We start from the raw sequence: 17380 nt of genomic DNA, 5'->3' as shown, positions 1-17380 counted from the left end.
GGTGGCGACAGTCGCGATCCGCCGCATCGGACGTTCGTTCTAGAGAACGTTGATCCGCGATACGCTTGGCGGCATCCTGCCGCGGTTCGGGCGGGGGAACGGCTGAACGGGAGGCGGACGCGTGGGACGTCTGGATGACCTGCTCGCGGCGGTGCGCTCGGCCCATGACGCCACGCTTTCCCCCGAGGGACTGTCCGCCGCGCTGCCGGCGATCGCCGCGCTGACGGGCAGCGAGCACGGCTTCTTCATGCTGCACGATCCCTCCGGGCCGGGAGTGGAGGCGATCCACGGCCATAGGGTCGAAGCGGAGTGCGTATCGCGGTTCCAGGCCGCCATCGCGGGCGGACTGCTGCCGGCCTGGCGCCTACGCCTGCCTCTCGGCCAGGTCACGCGGAGCTCGTCGCAACTGCCTGACGACGAGTTTTCACGGTCGCTCTTCTACAACGAAGTCATCCGCCACAGCGGCTCCTTCTACGGCGTCGTGATCCCGCTGCTGCGCTCGACGGCGCGCCACGGCTGGATCACCTCGGGCCGCCGCCTCGGCGATGAAGACTACGCCGAAGAGGACGTCGCCGCCCTGCAGGCCCTGGCCCCGCACCTGCAGACCGCGCTCGACGTTCGTCGCCGGTTCGGCGAGCTCGATCTGCGCGCCGCCGGGGCGATGGCCGCGCTCGACGGACTGGGCCGGTCGGTGATCCTGCTCGACGAGGCCGGTCGGATCCTGTTCGCCAACGCCGCCGCGGAGCCGCTGTTCGACCACCCCCGGGGTCTGCGGCTGTCCGGCGGCCGGCTCGACGCCGCCGATCCCGTCCTCGCCCGCGCGCTGGCTCGCCGGGTCGACCGGACGGCGTTGGCGACGACGCCGCTGGACGGCTCCTTCGAGGTCGACCTCGGGGACGAACGGCTGGAGATCACCGTGGCGAGGCTCGAGACCGCCCATGAGACGCGCCTCGGGACCCCCAAGCGCGCGCCGGCCACCATGATTCTGATCGACCGCGCCGAAGCGGGGCGGGGCGCCCGCCGCACGCAGCTGCGCGAACGCTTCCGCCTCACCCCGGCCGAGGCCGAGTTCGCACTGGAGATCGCCCGCGGCGAGGGACGGCAGGCGGCGGCCGCGCGGCTGGGGATCACCGTGGCCACGGCCCGCTCGCACCTGACCAGCATCTTCGGCAAGACCGGCGTCCGACGGCAGGCGGCGCTAGTGCGGCTGGTCATGGATATGGGGCGACACTGACCGACAGGCTTAACCCGGCGTTGACCCTGTTTGCCCAGATTGCGGCCCATGAGCGGGGTCCTCGACAGGAAGGCGGCGCTGGCGGTTCTGGGCCTGACGCCCGGCGCCGAGGGCGAAGCCGTCGCCCGCGCCTTTCGTCAGGCGGTCAAGCGCGCCCATCCCGACCGAGGCGGCGACGCCCGGCGGCTGCAGGCCATCGTCGAGGCCTACCGCCTGCTGCAGCACGAGGCGCCGGCGCCCTCGCCCCTCGCCCAGCGGCCCACGCTCGCCCGTCCGCGCCTGACCGAGGCGGTGATCGACGTCCGGACGGCCCTGATCGGCGGCGTGGCCGAAGCCATGACCGCCGATGGCCGTCGCCTATCCCTGCGGATCGACCCCGGCGCCCGTATCGGCCAGGTCGTCGAGGTCGAGGGCGAGCGGCTCGAACTGACGATCCGTGATGAGGGCGTGACCGTTCGCGGCGACGACCTCTGGATCAATCACACAGTGGACGCGGCGGTGCTGGTCGACGGCGGACGGCTGGCGGTGGATACGCCCTGGGGCCGACGCTGCTTCTGGATCAACCGCAAGACCGCCGCGCGCGGCCTGGCCCGCCTGCCCGGCGACGGCCTGCCCGCGACCGAAGAGCGCCGGCAGGGCGACCTGTTCATCCGGCTGGTCCCCCGGGACGTCGTCGTCGAAAGCCCGGTTCGCCTGCTGCTGCGCCGTTTCGCGGCCGCCTGGGCGGCCTGACTTTGTGACCGGCCCCGGTATCGGCTAGAAGGCCCGCGTCATGTCACACAACAGCTTCGGCCATCTCTTCCGCGTCACCACCTGGGGCGAAAGCCATGGGCCCGCCCTCGGCTGCGTCGTCGACGGCTGCCCGCCGGGGCTGAGGCTGACGGCCGAGGATATCCAGGTCTGGCTCGACAAACGCCGGCCGGGCCAGGGCAAGTTCGTCACCCAGCGCCAGGAGCCGGACGCGGTCCGCATCCTGTCGGGCGTATTCGGCGACGACCGGACGGACGGTCAGGTCACCACCGGCACGCCGATCTCGCTGATGATCGAGAACGTCGACCAGCGCTCCAAGGACTATTCCGAGATCGCCCGCGCCTTCCGTCCCGGCCATGCCGACTGGCCCTATTTCGCCAAGTACGGCGTGCGCGACTACCGGGGGGCGGCCGCTCGTCCGCGCGCGAGACAGCCGCGCGGGTCGCCGCGGGGGCCGTGGCGCGCAAGGTGATCGAGGGCGTGACCGTACGCGGCGCCCTGGTCCAGATCGGGCCGCACAAGGTCGACCGCTCGCGCTGGGACTGGGACGAGGCCACGAACAATCCCTACTGGTCGCCCGACGCCGGGATCGTGCCGGTCTGGGAAGAACACCTGGAGAAGATCCGCAAGGCCGGCTCCTCGACCGGCGCCGTGGTCGAGGTCGAGGCCGTCGGCGTGCCGGCGGGCTGGGGCGCGCCGCTCTACGGCAAGCTCGACGCCGAACTGGCCGCGGCGCTGATGTCGATCAACGCCGCCAAGGGCGTGGAGATCGGCGCCGGCTTCGAGTCCGCCGAGCTGACCGGCGAAGAGAACGCCGACCAGATCCGGATGGGCAACGACGGCCCGATCTTCCTGTCGAACAAAGCCGGCGGCATCCTGGGCGGCATGTCCTCGGGCCAGCCGGTCGTCGCCCGCGTGGCCTTCAAGCCGACCTCCTCGATTCTGACCCCGCGCGAGACGGTCGACGAGGACGGCCGGGAGATCGAGCTGCGGACCAAGGGCCGCCATGACCCCTGCGTCGGCATCCGCGCGGTGCCGGTGGTCGAGGCGATGACCGCCTGCGTGCTGGCCGACGCCTTCCTGCGCCACCGCGGCCAGACCGGCGGCGGCGCTTTCCGGCCGGGATCTGGAGCGCGTCAGCCTTAGGTGTCAGCGCCTAAGGCGCCCGACGCGCTCTAAGCTCCTGAATCTAGCGAACGCGCGTGAAATCCATCGTCCAGTTGGTCTCCCAGGTCTCGCCGGCGTCGTCGGAGAAGGCCTGGGACCAGCGGGCGCTGGCCGGCGTGACGTCGGACCAGGTGAACCGGACCCGGATCGGACGCCCCTCGAAGACGTCGTCGCCGTAGAAGGTTCCGACGCCGTTCTCGAACCGGCCATGCACCGGCGGATCGATCCCGGGGTTGCGGGCGTCGATCCAGTAGATCGACCAGAGCTGGGTCTGCGGATCGAACAGCCGCGTGGTCACCGCGGCGTAGCGCCCTTCCGGCAGGTCCAGGACGTTGTCGTCCATGTTGCCCTGCCCCGACAGGATCTTGCGGGTCTCGCAGACGCCGCCGAACTCGACCCAGTCCGTGCTGCCGGCCAGGCGCGCCTTCAGCCGCCGATGCAGGACGGTCCAGTCGCCGATGAAGAAGTCGAAATCGGTCCGGCCGTCACGGATGTCCGGCATGTCGTACATGTGCGTCTCCCAAGCTCGCGCAGCTTTGATACGGGCGTCGACTGTCAGTTCGTGTCAGCAGGGCGCAGGATGGGGCCTTGGCCGATCTGAAACCGGATCAGTTGCAATTATAGGATCACTCCCCATCTCTTCTCTCGAAAGGGAGACACCCCATGATTGATCGTAGACCCTTCGAGGCGCTCGGCCACGCGGACCACGGCTGGCTCAACGCCCGTCACCACTTCAGCTTCGCCAACTGGTACGATCCGGACCGGATGGGCTGGGGCGCGCTACGCGTCTGGAACGACGACGAGATCGCGCCGAAGTCGGGCTTCCCGCCCCACCCTCACGCGGACATGGAGATCATCACCTATGTCCGCTCCGGAGCGATCACCCACCAGGACAGCCTTGGCAACCAGGGCCGGACCGAGGCGGGCGACGTCCAGGTGATGAGCGCCGGCTCCGGCATCCGCCACGCCGAGTACAATCTCGAGGACGAGACGACCCGGATCTTCCAGCTGTGGATCCAGCCGACTCAGCGTGGCGGCGCGCCGGCCTGGGGCGCCAAGCCCTTCCCCAAGGGCGACCGCTCCGGGAAGTTCGTGGCCCTGGCCAGCGGCCTCGGCGATGAAGGCGCCCTGCCGATCCGGACCGAGGCCCGCGTGCTCGGCGCGACGCTGAAGACCGGCGAGGAAACCACCTACGCGCTGGGTGAAGGGCGCCATGCCTATCTGGTGGCCGCCACAGGCGAGGTCGAGGTCAACGGCGTCAAGCTGAGCGCCCGCGACGGCGCGGCCATCCGGGACGAGCCTCTGCTGACCATCAAGGCGTCGGCCGACGCCGAACTGGTTCTGGTCGACTCGCTCTGACCGGCCGGCCGGCTGCTCATTCTAGGTTGACCGGCAGTTTAGACTTCCAGGCCATGATCAGGGGTCGGCGCGTATCGCCGGCCCCTTTTTTCCTGGAGTGCGGGGCCCCGTGCAGTTCGAGTCCCTGAAGATCCTGCTGGTCGACGACAACCAGCACATGCGGATCCTGCTGATCGAAATCCTGCGCGCGATCGGCATCCGCCGGGTCCTGGAAGCGAACGACGGGGCCGAGGCTCTGCAGGCGCTGCGCGACCACGACATCGACATCATCATCACCGACCTGGCCATGCAGCCGCTGGACGGCATCGACTTCGTGCGCCTCGTGCGGCTCTCGCCCGAGAGCCCCAACCCGATGTGCCCGATCATCATGGTCACCGGCCACTCGACCCAGCGGCGCGTCGAGGAGGCCCGCGACGCCGGGGTCAACGAGTTCCTGGCCAAGCCGGTCACCCCGCGCGGCGTGCTGGAGCGGATCGGCGAGATCATCGACAACGCCCGCCCGTTCATCCGCACCGACGACTACTTCGGGCCGGACCGGCGGCGGCGGGTCGACCCCGACCATATCGGCCCCTGGCGCCGGGCCGGAGATCCGGGCATGCCGCCGCGCGGCGAATAGCGCCTTCCCTTCGCCCGTTTCCGGGCTCACCCTGCGCCGATCGGAACGGGGACCTTCAGATGAACATTCGTCGCGTGATCGCGCTGACGGCGCTGATCGGCGTCGCGCCCGCCCTGCAGGGCTGCCTGGCCGCCGCCGCTGGCGCGGTGGTCGGCACGGCCGTCGGCGTCACCGGCGCGGCCGTCGGAACCACGGCCAAGGTCGGCGGCGCGGTCGTCGGCGCCGCTATCCCCGACGGGGACAAGTGCGACGGCAAGAAAAAGAAGAAGAAGGACTGCGAGGAGTAAGCGTTGCGTGGTTCGAGACGCCGGCCTGAGGGCCGGCTCCTCACCATGACGAATTCAGTTGCACTGCTGAGCTCGTCATACTGAGGAGCGAGCGTCTCGAAGGACGCAACGAACCGGGGACATGCTCCGCGAAGCGGTGCGTGTCCCCTGAACACAGGTCAAACGGCGACACGCCCCCTGCGGGAGCATGTCCCCTCGTTTCTCACAGCGCCAGAGCGCAGCGCTCGCCGATGGTCGGGCGCGAGACGACGATCCGCGACAGGCCGGGGAAGGTCGGACGCAGGCGATCGGCGAAATAGAGGCAGATCCGCTCCAGCGTCGGGACTTCCAGCCCCTCGCGGTCATTCAGCAGGCCGTGGTCCAGCTCCTCGGCGACCGCTTTCAGCGCCTTGTCCAGTTCGTCCAGGTCGGCGACCCAGCCGGCCGGCTGCGCCGGGCCGCGGACGCTGGCCTCGACGCTGAACGAATGGCCGTGCAGCCGCCGGTAGCGATGGTCGCCGGGGCCCTGCTCGATGTAGTGCGCGGCGTCGAATGTCGCCGTCTTCGTGATCTCGAAGATGGGTTCGGTCATGTCTCGAAACTTGCTGGTGGACCTGGGAGGCTTCGGGTCGCGCCGCTCGGCGCCGCGATCCTTATCCGTCAGGGCAGGCCCAGATATTTGTGCGTCTGTACGCTTAAACGCCAACGGGGGTGGGAAAGGCAATAGGCGACCGCCGCCGTCGTGTTCTCTTGGCGCGCGGTGTTGTCCATCGGCTGCAGGAAGAACCGCTCGAAATCCAGGCCCGCGAACCGCTCCGGATCCACGCCCCGCTGGGGATAGACCAGCTTCAGCTCCTGGCCCGAGGTCTGCACCACCTCGGCGTCGGCCTTGGGGCTGACGCAGATCCAGTCGATGCCCGGCGGCGCCTTGATGGTGCCGTTGGTCTCGACCGCGATCATGAACCCACGCGCATGCAGCGCCTCGATCAGCGGCGGATCCAGCTGCAGCAGCGGCTCGCCGCCGGTGCAGACCACCAGCTTGTCGCTCTGCGGGCCGGTCCAGGCGGCGTCGACCGCGGCGGCCAGCGCCTCCGGCGTCGCGAACTTGCCGCCCCCCTCCCCGTCAACGCCGACGAAGTCGGTGTCGCAGAAGGTGCAGACCGCCTTGGCCCGGTCCTGCTCTCGGCCGGTCCACAGGTTGCAGCCGGCGAACCGGCAGAACACCGCCGCCTTGCCCGCCTGGCCGCCCTCGCCCTGCAGGGTGAGGAAGATCTCCTTGACGCTGTAGGTCATGCGGTCAGCGCCGGCCGCCCTTCGGCGACCCAGGCGCTCCACCCGGCGGCGCGCAGGTCGCAGGCCGGGCATTCGCCGCAACCGTGGCCCCAGGCGTGGCGCGCGCCGCGCTCGCCGCGATAGCAGGTGTGGCTGTCGGCCACCGTGAGCTCGACGAGCGTCTCGCCGCCCAGGCCCTTGGCCAGGGCCCAGGTCTGCGCCTTGGTCAGGCGCATCAACGGGGTCTCGATGCGAAAGTCCCGATCCATGCCCAGGTTCAGCGCCGTCTCCAGCGCGTCCAGCGTATCGCGCCGGCAATCGGGATAGCCGGAGAAGTCGGTCTCGCACATGCCGCCGACGAGCGCTTTCAGGCCGCGACGGTCGGCCAGGGCGGCGGCGTAGGTCAGGAACACCAGGTTGCGGCCCGGAACGAAGGTCGAGGGCAGGCCGCGCTCGGTCATCTCGATGGCCCGATCCGCCGTCAGGGCCGACTCGGCCACGGCGCCGAAACCGCGGATGTCGAGGACATGATCCTCTCCCAGTCGCGCGGCCCAATCGGGAAATCGGGCCGAAACGGCCCCTCGGACATCCTGTCGCGCCGTCATCTCGACAATGTGACGTTGGCCATAGTCGAAGCCGACGGTCTCGACCCGGTCATAGCGGGCGAGCGCCCAGGCCAGGCAGGCCGTCGAGTCCTGGCCGCCCGAGAACAGGACCAGAGCGCCATCAGTGGACAAAGCGGATTGCGGCATGGCCGGGCAGATAAGGCGGGACCGGCTGATTTGAAAGGGGAATGTGCGACTTGCCCGCCCAGCGGTCCCCGCGGTCGCGGCTTCTGAACTCACGAACCGGAGCAAGTTTCCGACAGGTTTCGGCGCCCGGTTTTCAGGCGCCATTTCTCATGCCGGAAACGGGAAACCTTCCGCAGCGTCATCCGGCGAAGCAGTGCGGCAACAGTGCAGGTGAAAAGCCGTAACCGATCGCCGTTCACCTAACGCTGGGCGGTTGACAGCCTTCAAACGCGCGTATGCAATCCCCTGAAGCTGCTGGGGGAATATGCCACGCACCCGGGCGGCAAACATCGCGTGGCGACTGAGGAAACATAACGACGCCGAGTCTCCCGAGATGGAGCCGGCCGTCCGGGGAGGGTTACAGATGACAGGATCTCTGCGCCTGCGGAGTCTGCTTGCTGCGAGCGTTTCGCTGGTTGCCGTAACGGCAGTCGCCGCGCCCGCTTTCGCCCAAGACACCACTGTCGGCGAGGTCGTCGTCACCGCTCAGAAGCGGGAAGAAGCGATCCAGGACGTGCCGATCGCGGTGTCCGCCTTCAGCCAGGACACTCTGGAAAAGGCCAAGATCGACGGCGGTCCGAACCTGGTTCTGGCCATCCCCAACGTGAACTTCTCCAAGGGGAACTTCACGGGCTACAACTTCCAGATCCGCGGCGTCGGCGCCAAGCTGGTCGCGGGGTCCGGCGACGCCGGCACCGGCATCCACCTGAACAACGCGCCGCTGACCGCCAACAACCTGTTCGAGTCGGACTTCTTCGACGTTGAACGGGTCGAGGTCCTGCGCGGTCCGCAAGGCACGCTCTACGGCCGGAACGCCACCGGCGGCGTGGTCAACATCATCACCGCCAAGCCGACCGACGACTTCACGGCGTCGCTGCGCGGCGAGGTGGGCAATTTCGGCACCAAGAAGGTGCGCGGGATGGTCAACATTCCGCTGGGCGACATGTTCGCCGTGCGCCTGGCCGGCAACGTTCTTCAACGGGACGGCTTCGGCAAGAACCTGACCACCGGCAACGACGTCGACGACCGCGACCTGTGGAACACCCGGATCACCGTCGGCTTCAATCCGACCGACACCTTCAACACCACCCTGATGTGGGACCACTTCGAGGAAGACGACAAACGCTCGCGGATCGGCAAGCAGCTCTGCACCAAGGACCCCGGTCCGGCCAACATCGGCGGCATGAACTTCCTGCCCGGCCCGGCCGGCGTCGTTCAGCGCGGCTTCTTCAGCCAGGGCTGCTCCCCGACCCCGGTGAACTCGGCGGGCATTCTGGGCACGCCGAACTCGCAAGGCACGCTCGGCGGCCTGTTCGGCGCCCTGTTCGGCTTCACGACCGGCGACCAGTACGCCGGCCAGATGCAGGACCCGGACATCCGCAACATCCAGTCCAGCTTCGACCCGATCTACCAGGCGAAGACGGACATCGTTCAGTTCAACATCACCTGGGACCTGAGCGACGAGCTGCAGCTGACCTCGCTGACCGGCTACAGCAAGAACTCCCTGTTCACGCGCCAGGACTACAACCGGATCGTTCCGAACCAGAGCTTCAACACCACGCCGAACCCGGTCAACGCCCTGGCGGCCATGGGGCCGGCCTACACCGCCCTGTACGCCTCGCTGTTCCCGGGCGGCGTGATCAATGATCCGCAACTCGGACCGCTGAACAAGTTCGCGACCGCAGACATCTCGTCCGGCGACGCCAAGCAGTGGAGCCAGGAGCTCCGCCTGCAGTCGAACTTCGACGGGCCGTTCAACTTCAACATCGGCGCCATCTACATCGACTACAAGAACGACGGCGACTACTACGTCATGGGCAACACCCTGACCGCCGCCGCGCTGGTGCAGAACAGCCTGCCGCCGGCCGCCACCGTGACCGGCTGCTCGACCGCCACGCCCTGCGCCATCGACCCCAACCAGACGCCGAACCGCTCGGGCCGGAACTATTACGACAACACCGGCGCCTATCACCTGAAGTCGCGCGCGGCCTTCGGTGAAGTCTACTGGCAGCTGACGGATGACATCCGGATCACCGGCGGCCTGCGCTACACCCACGACATGAAGCGCCAGGAGAACCGTCCGGTCGTCCTGAACAGCCCCGGCTCGGGCATCCCGCTGAGCACGGCCAAGCCGTTCCTGACCGCGGACTTCAAGGAGACGACCGGTCGCTTCAACATCGACTGGAAGCCGGACCTCAGCTTCACCGACGACACCCTGATCTATCTGTCCTACTCGCGGGGCTACAAGGCCGGCGGCATGAACCCCGCCTGCTCGGCGTCGGTCTTCTCGTCCTGCCCGTCGGAAACCTTCGAGCCCGAATTCGTCGACGCCTGGGAAATCGGCGCCAAGAACACGCTTCTCGGCGGCGCCATGGTCCTCAACCTGACCGGGTTCAACTACGACTACATCGGCTACCAGGTGTCGAAGATCGTCAACCGGACCTCGGTGAACGAGAACATCGACGCCAAGATCCGCGGCGTCGAGTTCGAGACCGTCTGGTCGCCGATCGACGGCCTGCGGCTGAACGCCAACATCGGCTACCTGAAGACCGAAATCGAGAACGGCGAAACCTCGATCGACGTCTTCAACCGCACCCAGGGCGATCCCAACCTGACTCTGATGAAGAGCAGCGCGGCCTCGAACTGCGTGCTGACCACGGCCGGCGCCCAGGCGGTCCTCGGCTTCTCGAACGGTCTCGCCGGCCCGCCGCCGAACCCGTTCGCCCTGCTGCAGGCCTGCACCCTGGCGACCACGGTCCCGGCGGGCACCCGCCTGTTCCCGGGCGGTCCGCTGGCCCTGGGCCGCAACCCCTTCGGCCAGCTGGTCAGCGACGGCTATGAAGTCGATCTCGGCGGCAACTCCCTGCCGAACTCGCCGGAATGGACCTTCTCGATCGGCGCCCAATACACCTGGACGCTGTTCGGCGACTGGGACGCCACGATCCGCGCCGACTACTACCGCCAGACGGAATCGTTCTCGCGCATCTACAACGCGGCGACCGACAAGCTGGACGGCTGGGACAACGCCAACGCGACGCTGACCGTCACCAACAGCGCCGCCGGCTGGACCTTCGAGGCCTACGTCAAGAACATGATGGATGAAACCGTCCTGACCGACACCTACCTGACGGACGACTCCTCGGGCCTGTTCCGGAACGGCTTCTACGGCGAACCCCGCACCTATGGCGTGGCCGTCACCAAGAGCTTCTAAGCCGCTAAGCGAAGCATGAACTGGACGGCGGGGATGCAAATCCCCGCCGTTTTTCTTTGTCCGCCGTCGGCTTAACTTCTCCTCAAGCGCGGGTGGCCCATGATGGGGAGTGTTTTGATTGTTGCGCCGCGGCCCATGGACACTCTCGCCAGCCTGATCGAACGACGCGCTCCCGTTTCGCCGGATTGCGCCTGCGCCGAAGCGGCCGCGAGATTCGCCGCCGACCCGGCCGCCATGCTCCTGGCCGTCACCGAAGACGACCGCCCCGTGGGCCTGGTCGGTCGAGACCTGCTGCTCGCTCTCGCCGACGATCCGCGCCCGGTTCGCGAGGTCATGGACGCCTCCCCGCTGGTCGCGCCCGCGGAAGCCGCTCCGTGGTCCTTTCGAGAACAGGCCCTGGCCGAATCCCCCGAGGCCCTGAGTCGGGGCTTCATCGCCGTCGAGGACGGCCGCTACCTCGGCGTCGGCACGGCCGTCGCCCTGATGAACGCCCGGCGGCCCCGCGCAACGCGCGCGCAACAGGATCCCACCAGCCTGCTGATCCAACGGATGAGCGAGGAGGTGCTGCGCCATCTGGACGGAGTCGCCGACTTCACCGCCCGACTGCTCCGCCAGCAGCTGTCGCCCGACGCCCAGGCCTGTGTCCGCGCGATCGCCGAGACGGGCGACGACCTGAACGTGCTGATGCGCCGGGCGGTCGACCTGCATGAGGCCGACCTCGGCGCCCTGGCGTTCAGCCGACGCCCCTGCCGCCTGCAGGACCTGATGGACGGCCTCGACGCGCGCTGGAAGGGCCGCGCGGCCGCGGCCGGCCTGACCCTGCTCACCGCCTACGACGGCGATCCCGAGTATGCCGCCCAGATCGACGACGGCCGCCTGATGCAGGTGTTCGACGCGCTGGTGTTCCGCGCCCTCAGCGAGACCCGCCGCGGCGCGGTCGAGGTGTCGCTGAAGGCCCGCCCGACGGCCGAAGGCCTGCTGCTGGAAGGCCGCGTGCGCGACGCCGGCGGCGACCTGTCGCCCGAGCGGCTGGCCCACATCTTCGCTCCGTTGGGAGAAACGGCGACCGACCATCCGGAAGGCCTGTCCGCCGGACTGGGCATGGCGTTGGCCGCCCGCATCATCACCGCCGCCGACGGCGTGATCCGCGCCGAGTCCAATCCGGGCGTGGGCGTGACCGTCACCTTCGAACTCATCGCCCCGCAGGCGGCGGTCGAGATCCAGGCCGCCGATGACGCCGTCGAGGGTCCGGCGCGGACCGCCCACGTCCTGATCGTCGACGACAACGCCACCAACCGCATGGTCGCCGAGGCCCTCTGCGAGATGTTCGACTGCACCTCGGAACAGGCGGTCGACGGCGTCGAGGCGCTGGAGGCGGTGAAGGCGCGCCACTTCGACCTGATCCTGATGGACATCAAGATGCCGCGCATGGACGGCGTCGCCGCCACCCGCGCCATCCGCGACCTGCCCGGCACGGCGGCTCGCACGCCGATCATCGCCCTGACCGCCAACGCCGACCCGGAAGACGTCCGCGGCTACCTGGAGGCGGGCATGAACGACGTGGTGGAGAAGCCCATCAAGGCCGAGCGCATGTTGGCGGCGCTGCAGGCGGCCCTGGAAGCCGTCGACGCCGCCTCAGCCGCCGCTTGATCCGCGGAGTCCGTTCCCCCTAACCTTCGCGGGCGGTGGGGGAGGTCTCTTGAAACCAGCCTGGATCAGCCTGTCGGGGATCCTGTTCGCCTGCGCGGCGGCCCAGGCGGCGGCCGCGACGGCTCCGAGCCATTGGTATGTGATCACGACCGGCGACGGCCAGGTCATCGGCCACGCCTCGCGAACCGTCACCCCGACCTCCGACGGCCGGGAGGTCATGGACGCCCGTCGGGTCAGCCTGGCGCAGCAGGGCGGCCCGCCGAAGGAGGCCGTCCAGAAAACCCTCCGCAGGGAGGACGCGCGGGGACGGGTGCGGTCGGTCGAGAGCACGGCCCAGACGGGCAAGGACGAGACCCGCGTCGAAGCCTTGATCGTCGGGGACGAGGCCCGGATCACCTGGACCTCGGCGCTGGACCGCCGCACCGCCGTCACGCGCCTGCCGGCCTCCGTCCGCTTCGACGGCGGCGAGGCCCTGCTCCGAACCTGGGATCCGCCGACACGACCCCAGCTGACCTTCGACAGCTTCGACCTCGGCGCCGGAGCGGTGGAACAGGTCGTCGTCGAGGTCGCGCCCGGAGCGGCGCGAGACGCCGAGGGCCGGTTGCCGGTCCTGCGCAGGACCTATGACGGCGAGACCCTGGTCGGCGTCGCCCGCCTGCTCGTCAACCGCGACGGCGAGATCGTCTCGACGACCCAGGCGATGCTGGGCGCCGCTATCACCTTCCGTCTGACGGACGAGAAGACCGCGCTCGCCAGGCCCATGCCCTACTGGCCGCTCGGCGACACGATGATCAAGTCGCCCTTCCGGATTCCTCCGTCGGCGACGAAAAGCCATATCCGCTATCGCTTCGGTTTCCGCGACGGCGTCGCCTTCACCCCGCCCCGGACCGGCGAACAGCGCGTCGCGTCGACGGCCTCCGGCGTAGAGATCGACATCTGCGACGCCTGCGGCCCCGGCTTGCCGAGCGACCCGGCCGCCCTGGCCGAGGCCCGCAGGCCGACGGCCTGGTTGCAGAGCGACCACCCCCGTCTAAAGGCGATCGCCGCCCCCATCGCCCGGATGTCGATTTCGGACACGGCCAAGATGGAGCGCCTGCGGAGGAAGGCCGCGCGCTACCTGACCCAGGTCGACTTCTCCGGCCACTATTCGGCGCTCGAAACCTTGTCGCGGCGACGCGGCGACTGCACCGAGGCGGCGGTGCTGCTGGCGGCGCTGGGCCGATCGGCCGGCATCCCGACCCGCGTGGTCAACGGCCTGGTCTATTCCCGCGAACGTTATCACGGCGTCAGCCACGCCTTCATGCCGCACAGCTGGACCGTGGCCTACGTCGACGGCGAATGGCGCAGCTTCGACCTGGCGCTCGACGCCTTCGACAACACCCACATCGCCCTGACGGTCGGGGACGGCGATCCCCGATCGCTGCTGGCCGCCGGCCAGCTGGCGAGCCTGCTGGTCTGGCAGGGCATGGTCGAGGTCAGGACGCCGCCGGCGTCGTGACCTGGGCGGGCTTGGCGGGCTGCGGATCGGCCGGCTTGGCGGTTGTCTGGACGGCCGGCCCCGGCGCCGCCGGGGCGGCCTCGTAGACCACCGGCAGTTCCGGGATCGCCGCGTCGGCGGCGTCCTGCGCCGGATCGACGGAGATGTAGGCGACCTTGCCCGGATCCTTGATGCCGCCGACGATGACTTCCATGTCCAGCTCCGCCGGGTCCTGCCCTGCGGCCGCCATCGGCGCGGCCGCCGCCGCGAACGCCAAGGCCGTCGCCGCGGCGATCCTGCCCAGCGGCAGCCGGTAGGACACGCAGACCTCTTCGGCGCAACCGTCCAGGAACGCGACCCGCTGGTCGTCGCTCATGGCGTCGAGCGCCACCACCTGGCGCTGGCACATGCGGCACATGTCGCCCTCCATGAGGGAGGCGAGCTGCGATTTGTACGGACAGGGACTCTGGATCTTCGGAAAAATCGCCACGACGTTTCCCTCCCAGGCAAGCTGAGGGGAAGTGGACGACGACGACGCGCGATTGGCAAGCCGCAAAGGAAAAGGGCCCCTTGCGGGGCCCTGTCGTCTTCGTCCGAGTGAACAGGCAGTGGTGGCGGGGGGCGGGATCGAACCGCCGACCTGTGGGTTATGAATCCACCGCTCTAACCATCTGAGCTACCCAGCCATTGCTGTGCCCACTGGAGCGAAGGCGCGCCTTATAAGGCTGCTTCGCGTCGGCTTCAAGCGCCCTGATCATCCTCTTGGGAAACGCGCCGGCTACGGCTAGGGTCCCCGTCGCATGAGCGTCCTCCATCTCCTCGGATCGCGCGGCGAAGGCGGCGCCGAGACCTACTTCGTCGATCTGGTCTCGGCCCTCAACGCGCAGGGCCCCGAACAGGCCTGCGCGATCCGCGGCAACGCAGGACGATCGCGCGCCCTGGCCGAGGCCGGCGTGGTCACGCGCAGCTACCCGTTCGGCGGCCCGCTGGACATCCTGACCCGCCCCCGCATCGGCTCCTACGCCCATCGCGTCGGCGCCAAGGCCCTGGTCGCCTGGATGAACCGCGCCGCGCGCCATGCGCCGGCCGGTCCCTGGCGGCGGATCGGCCGCCTGGGCGGCTACTACAGCCTGAAATACTATCGCGGCTTCGACCATCTGGTCGGCAACACGCGGGACATCGCCGAATGGGTCGTGGCTCAGGGATGGCCCAGCGACCGCGTCAGCTACATCCCCAACTTCGCCGAGGCCGCCGACCAGGGCGCGCCGGTCGACCGCGCCAGCCTGGACACGCCCGAAGGCGCGCCGCTGCTGCTCGGCATGGGCCGGCTGCACGACGTCAAGGCGCACGACGTCAGCCTCAAGGCGCTGGCGATGATCCCGGACGCCTACCTCTGGATCGCCGGCGACGGACCGCTGGAGGACAAGCTGAAGGCCATGGCCACGGCGCTGGGCGTCGCCGACCGGGTCCGCTTCCTCGGCTGGCGCAACGACGCCGGCGCCCTGTACCGCACGGCCGACGTCTGCGTGTTCCCCTCGCGGTTCGAGCCGCTGGGCAATGTGGTGATCCAGGCCTGGGCCCATGGCCTGCCGGTGGTCGCCGCCGACAGCCAGGGCCCCGGCGCCCTCATCCGTCACGGCGAGGACGGCGTGCTGGTCCCGATCGACGAGCCCGAGCCCCTGGCCGACGGGGTCAAGGCGATCCTGGCCGACCCGATGCTGAAGATCCGCCTGATCCAGAACGGCCACGCCAGGGTCGAGGGCGAGTTCTCCCGCGCCGCCGTGGTCGGCGAGTGGGAAAGCCTGTTCTCCCGCCTCGGAGCGCTCTGATGTGCGGGATCGCGGGGATCCTGGGCGTCACCGATCCCGAAACCGCCGAACGCGAAGTCCGGGCCATGATCGAACGGATCGCCCATCGCGGTCCGGACGGCATCCGCGTCGAGAGCGGCCCAGGCTGGTGCGTCGCCCACGCCCGGCTGTCGATCATCGACCTGGAGGGCGGCTGGCAGCCGCTGCACGCCGCCGGCTCGACGATCATCGGCAACGGCGAGATCTACAACTACGTCGAGCTGACCGAGGAATTCCAGCTCAAGGACAGGCTGCGGACCGGTTCCGACTTCGAGCCGCTGCTGCACATCTACGCCCAGGAGGGCGAGAAGGCCTTCGAACGCCTGCGCGGCATGTATGCCTTCTGCCTGATCGGCGGCGACGGCCGGACGTGGCTGGTGCGCGACGGGTTCGGGATCAAGCCGCTGTACACTCGGTGCGACGGCGACAAGCTCTACTTCGCGTCTGAGCCCGCAGCGCTTCTCGCCTACTACACCGCCAGTCCGTTGTCCGCTCCCGAAGCGATCTCTGAACTGCTTGCCCTCGGCTACACGTTGCCACGGAGTGGCGGCTGGTTTTCCGCCTACCGGGCGGTCGATCCTCTGCTGCCCGGCGAAGCGACGGAAATCATCGACGGCCAGCGGGACAACAAGGACTTCGAACTCCCCGTCAGGAGGGTCCTGGACCGGAAGCATGACGCTCCGCCTTCGGTGGAAGCTCTGGATGCGATCCTTGAAGACAGCGTCCGCGTTCATCAGCGTTCCGACGTCCCGTACGGCCTGTTTCTGTCGGGCGGCATCGACAGCACGGCCATCGCCACCCTGATGAGCCGGCTGAACGAACGGCCGGTCACGGCCTTCACCTGCGGCTTCGACGTTCCTGAGGCGCGGGACGAGCGCGGCGCGGCGGAGCGCGTGGCCCGCGCGCTGAACCTGGACTGGCGCGAGACCACCTTCGACGAGGAGGACTTCTGGCGGATCGCGCCGCAGGCCGCGCGGTTCCTCGATGAGCCGACCACCGACTACGCCTGCCTGCCGACCTACAAGCTGGCCGAGGCGGCGAAGGGCACGCTGACCGTGGTGCTCAGCGGCGAAGGCGGCGACGAGCTGTTCGGCGGCTATGGCCGCTATCGACGCGCCCTGAGGCCGGCCTGGCTGGGCGGTCGGCCGGCTGAACCGCAGATCGACGCGCCGTTTCTGAAGGACAAAGGCGCCGGCGCCCTCGCCCGCTGGCGCAAGACGTCCAGGCCGCCCCCCGGCCTCACGCCCCTCCAGCGGGCCCAGTACGCCGACATCGCGACCTGGCTGCCGAACGACCTGCTGCTGAAGCTGGACCGGATGCTGATGGCCCACGGCTTGGAAGGCCGCACGCCCTTCCTGGACAAGCAAGTCGCCGCATTTGCCTTCTACCTGCCCGACCAGATGAAGGTGCGCGGCAAGTTCGGGAAGTACATCCTGCGCAAATGGCTGGAGCGGCACTGCCCGGCGGCCGAGCCCTGGGCGAAGAAGAAGGGCTTCACCGTCCCGGTCGCGGCCTGGATCGCGCCCCGCGCCGGCGACCTGGGGCCGCGCATCGCCGGAACCAAGGCGGTCGCCGACTTCTGCGACGCCGACGCCGTCCGCGCCGTCTTCACCGACCCGGCCCAGGCCCACAACCGCTGGCCGCTGCTGTTCTTCGCCCTGTGGTCGCTGATCCACCTCGAAGGGGCGGAACCGGTCGCGGCGCTGAAGTCTTTGCTCGGCGAACCGTAAGGAGCCCCCT

Annotated in this window: 15 protein-coding genes, 1 tRNA gene and 1 pseudogene; 11 read left to right on the top strand and 6 right to left on the bottom strand. The window is 69.2% G+C overall.

The genetic code is table 11. The annotated features are described in order from the left end of the window. Window positions 1-121: 121 nt before the first annotated feature. The 3 genes and pseudogenes from CSW64_RS21935 (at window position 122) to aroC (ending at window position 3130) form a co-directional block, all read left to right on the top strand. Entirely contained in the window at window positions 122-1234 is a 1113-nt protein-coding gene (locus CSW64_RS21935; RefSeq protein ID WP_172448463.1) for a helix-turn-helix transcriptional regulator, read from the top strand. A gap of 48 nt (window positions 1235-1282) precedes the next feature. Then, window positions 1283-1966: a J domain-containing protein gene (locus CSW64_RS05600; protein ID WP_099621179.1), complete on the top strand. Its 684-nt coding sequence runs from the start codon at window positions 1283-1285 to the stop codon at window positions 1964-1966. A gap of 40 nt (window positions 1967-2006) precedes the next feature. Then, window positions 2007-3130: pseudogene (gene aroC / locus CSW64_RS05595) on the top strand (chorismate synthase). Window positions 3131-3173: 43 nt separating this feature from the next. Here the strand turns inward: aroC and CSW64_RS05590 are convergent. Then, window positions 3174-3662, bottom strand: coding sequence for a DUF1579 domain-containing protein (locus CSW64_RS05590; protein WP_099621178.1), 489 nt, complete (start codon window positions 3660-3662; stop codon window positions 3174-3176). Window positions 3663-3814: 152 nt separating this feature from the next. Here CSW64_RS05590 and CSW64_RS05585 point away from each other — a divergent pair, with 152 nt between their 5' ends. The 3 genes from CSW64_RS05585 (at window position 3815) to CSW64_RS05575 (ending at window position 5413) form a co-directional block, all read left to right on the top strand. Next, the gene (locus tag CSW64_RS05585; protein ID WP_099621177.1) at window positions 3815-4510 is read left to right on the top strand and encodes a pirin family protein; all 696 of its coding nucleotides are present in this window, start codon (window positions 3815-3817) and stop codon (window positions 4508-4510) included. 109 nt (window positions 4511-4619) lie between these two features. After that, a complete protein-coding gene (locus CSW64_RS05580; protein ID WP_099621176.1) occupies window positions 4620-5126 on the top strand; it encodes a response regulator in 507 nt (168 codons plus the stop codon). A gap of 59 nt (window positions 5127-5185) precedes the next feature. After that, window positions 5186-5413: a hypothetical protein gene (locus CSW64_RS05575; protein ID WP_099621175.1), complete on the top strand. Its 228-nt coding sequence runs from the start codon at window positions 5186-5188 to the stop codon at window positions 5411-5413. 202 nt (window positions 5414-5615) lie between these two features. Here CSW64_RS05575 and CSW64_RS05570 read toward each other — a convergent pair whose 3' ends face one another. From CSW64_RS05570 to queC, 3 genes are all read right to left on the bottom strand, one after another. Continuing rightward, complete coding sequence (locus CSW64_RS05570; protein ID WP_099621174.1) at window positions 5616-5984, bottom strand: 6-carboxytetrahydropterin synthase; 369 nt, start codon at window positions 5982-5984, stop codon at window positions 5616-5618. A 68-nt stretch (window positions 5985-6052) separates the two neighbouring features. Further along, the gene (gene queE, locus CSW64_RS05565; protein ID WP_099624129.1) at window positions 6053-6685 is read right to left on the bottom strand and encodes a 7-carboxy-7-deazaguanine synthase; all 633 of its coding nucleotides are present in this window, start codon (window positions 6683-6685) and stop codon (window positions 6053-6055) included. Further along, entirely contained in the window at window positions 6682-7401 is a 720-nt protein-coding gene (gene queC / locus CSW64_RS05560; RefSeq protein ID WP_245863839.1) for a 7-cyano-7-deazaguanine synthase QueC, read from the bottom strand. Before queC ends, queE begins: the two co-directional genes overlap by 4 nt. 418 nt (window positions 7402-7819) lie before the next feature. Here queC and CSW64_RS05555 point away from each other — a divergent pair, with 418 nt between their 5' ends. From CSW64_RS05555 to CSW64_RS05545, 3 genes are all read left to right on the top strand, one after another. Further along, window positions 7820-10666 (top strand): TonB-dependent receptor, encoded by a 2847-nt coding sequence (locus CSW64_RS05555; protein ID WP_099621172.1) that lies wholly within the window; start codon window positions 7820-7822, stop codon window positions 10664-10666. A gap of 135 nt (window positions 10667-10801) precedes the next feature. Then, window positions 10802-12316: a response regulator gene (locus CSW64_RS05550; RefSeq protein WP_099621171.1), complete on the top strand. Its 1515-nt coding sequence runs from the start codon at window positions 10802-10804 to the stop codon at window positions 12314-12316. 49 nt (window positions 12317-12365) lie between these two features. Next, window positions 12366-13814 carry a transglutaminase-like domain-containing protein gene (locus CSW64_RS05545; protein WP_099621170.1) on the top strand — a complete coding sequence of 483 codons (1449 nt, stop codon included), beginning with the start codon at window positions 12366-12368 and terminating at the stop codon, window positions 13812-13814. Here CSW64_RS05545 and CSW64_RS05540 read toward each other — a convergent pair. Both CSW64_RS05540 and CSW64_RS05535 read right to left on the bottom strand, forming a co-directional pair. Continuing rightward, entirely contained in the window at window positions 13792-14283 is a 492-nt protein-coding gene (locus tag CSW64_RS05540; RefSeq protein WP_150131339.1) for a hypothetical protein, read from the bottom strand. The two genes, CSW64_RS05545 and CSW64_RS05540, sit on opposite strands and share 23 nt — an antisense overlap. Before the next feature lie 119 nt (window positions 14284-14402). Then, a tRNA-Met gene (locus CSW64_RS05535) sits at window positions 14403-14479 on the bottom strand. A gap of 114 nt (window positions 14480-14593) precedes the next feature. Here CSW64_RS05535 and CSW64_RS05530 point away from each other — a divergent pair. Further along, a complete protein-coding gene (locus tag CSW64_RS05530) occupies window positions 14594-15622 on the top strand; it encodes a glycosyltransferase (protein ID WP_099621168.1) in 1029 nt (342 codons plus the stop codon). Next, the gene (gene asnB / locus CSW64_RS05525) at window positions 15622-17370 is read left to right on the top strand and encodes an asparagine synthase (glutamine-hydrolyzing) (RefSeq protein WP_099621167.1); all 1749 of its coding nucleotides are present in this window, start codon (window positions 15622-15624) and stop codon (window positions 17368-17370) included. Before CSW64_RS05530 ends, asnB begins: the two co-directional genes overlap by 1 nt. Window positions 17371-17380 lie beyond the last annotated feature (10 nt).

It is taken from the genome of Caulobacter mirabilis (genome assembly GCF_002749615.1).
In the GTDB taxonomy this organism is placed as follows: Bacteria; Pseudomonadota; Alphaproteobacteria; order Caulobacterales; family Caulobacteraceae; genus Caulobacter; species Caulobacter mirabilis.
The sequence above is the reverse complement of the archived record's forward strand: the minus strand, read 5'-3'. Positions and strand labels throughout refer to the sequence as shown.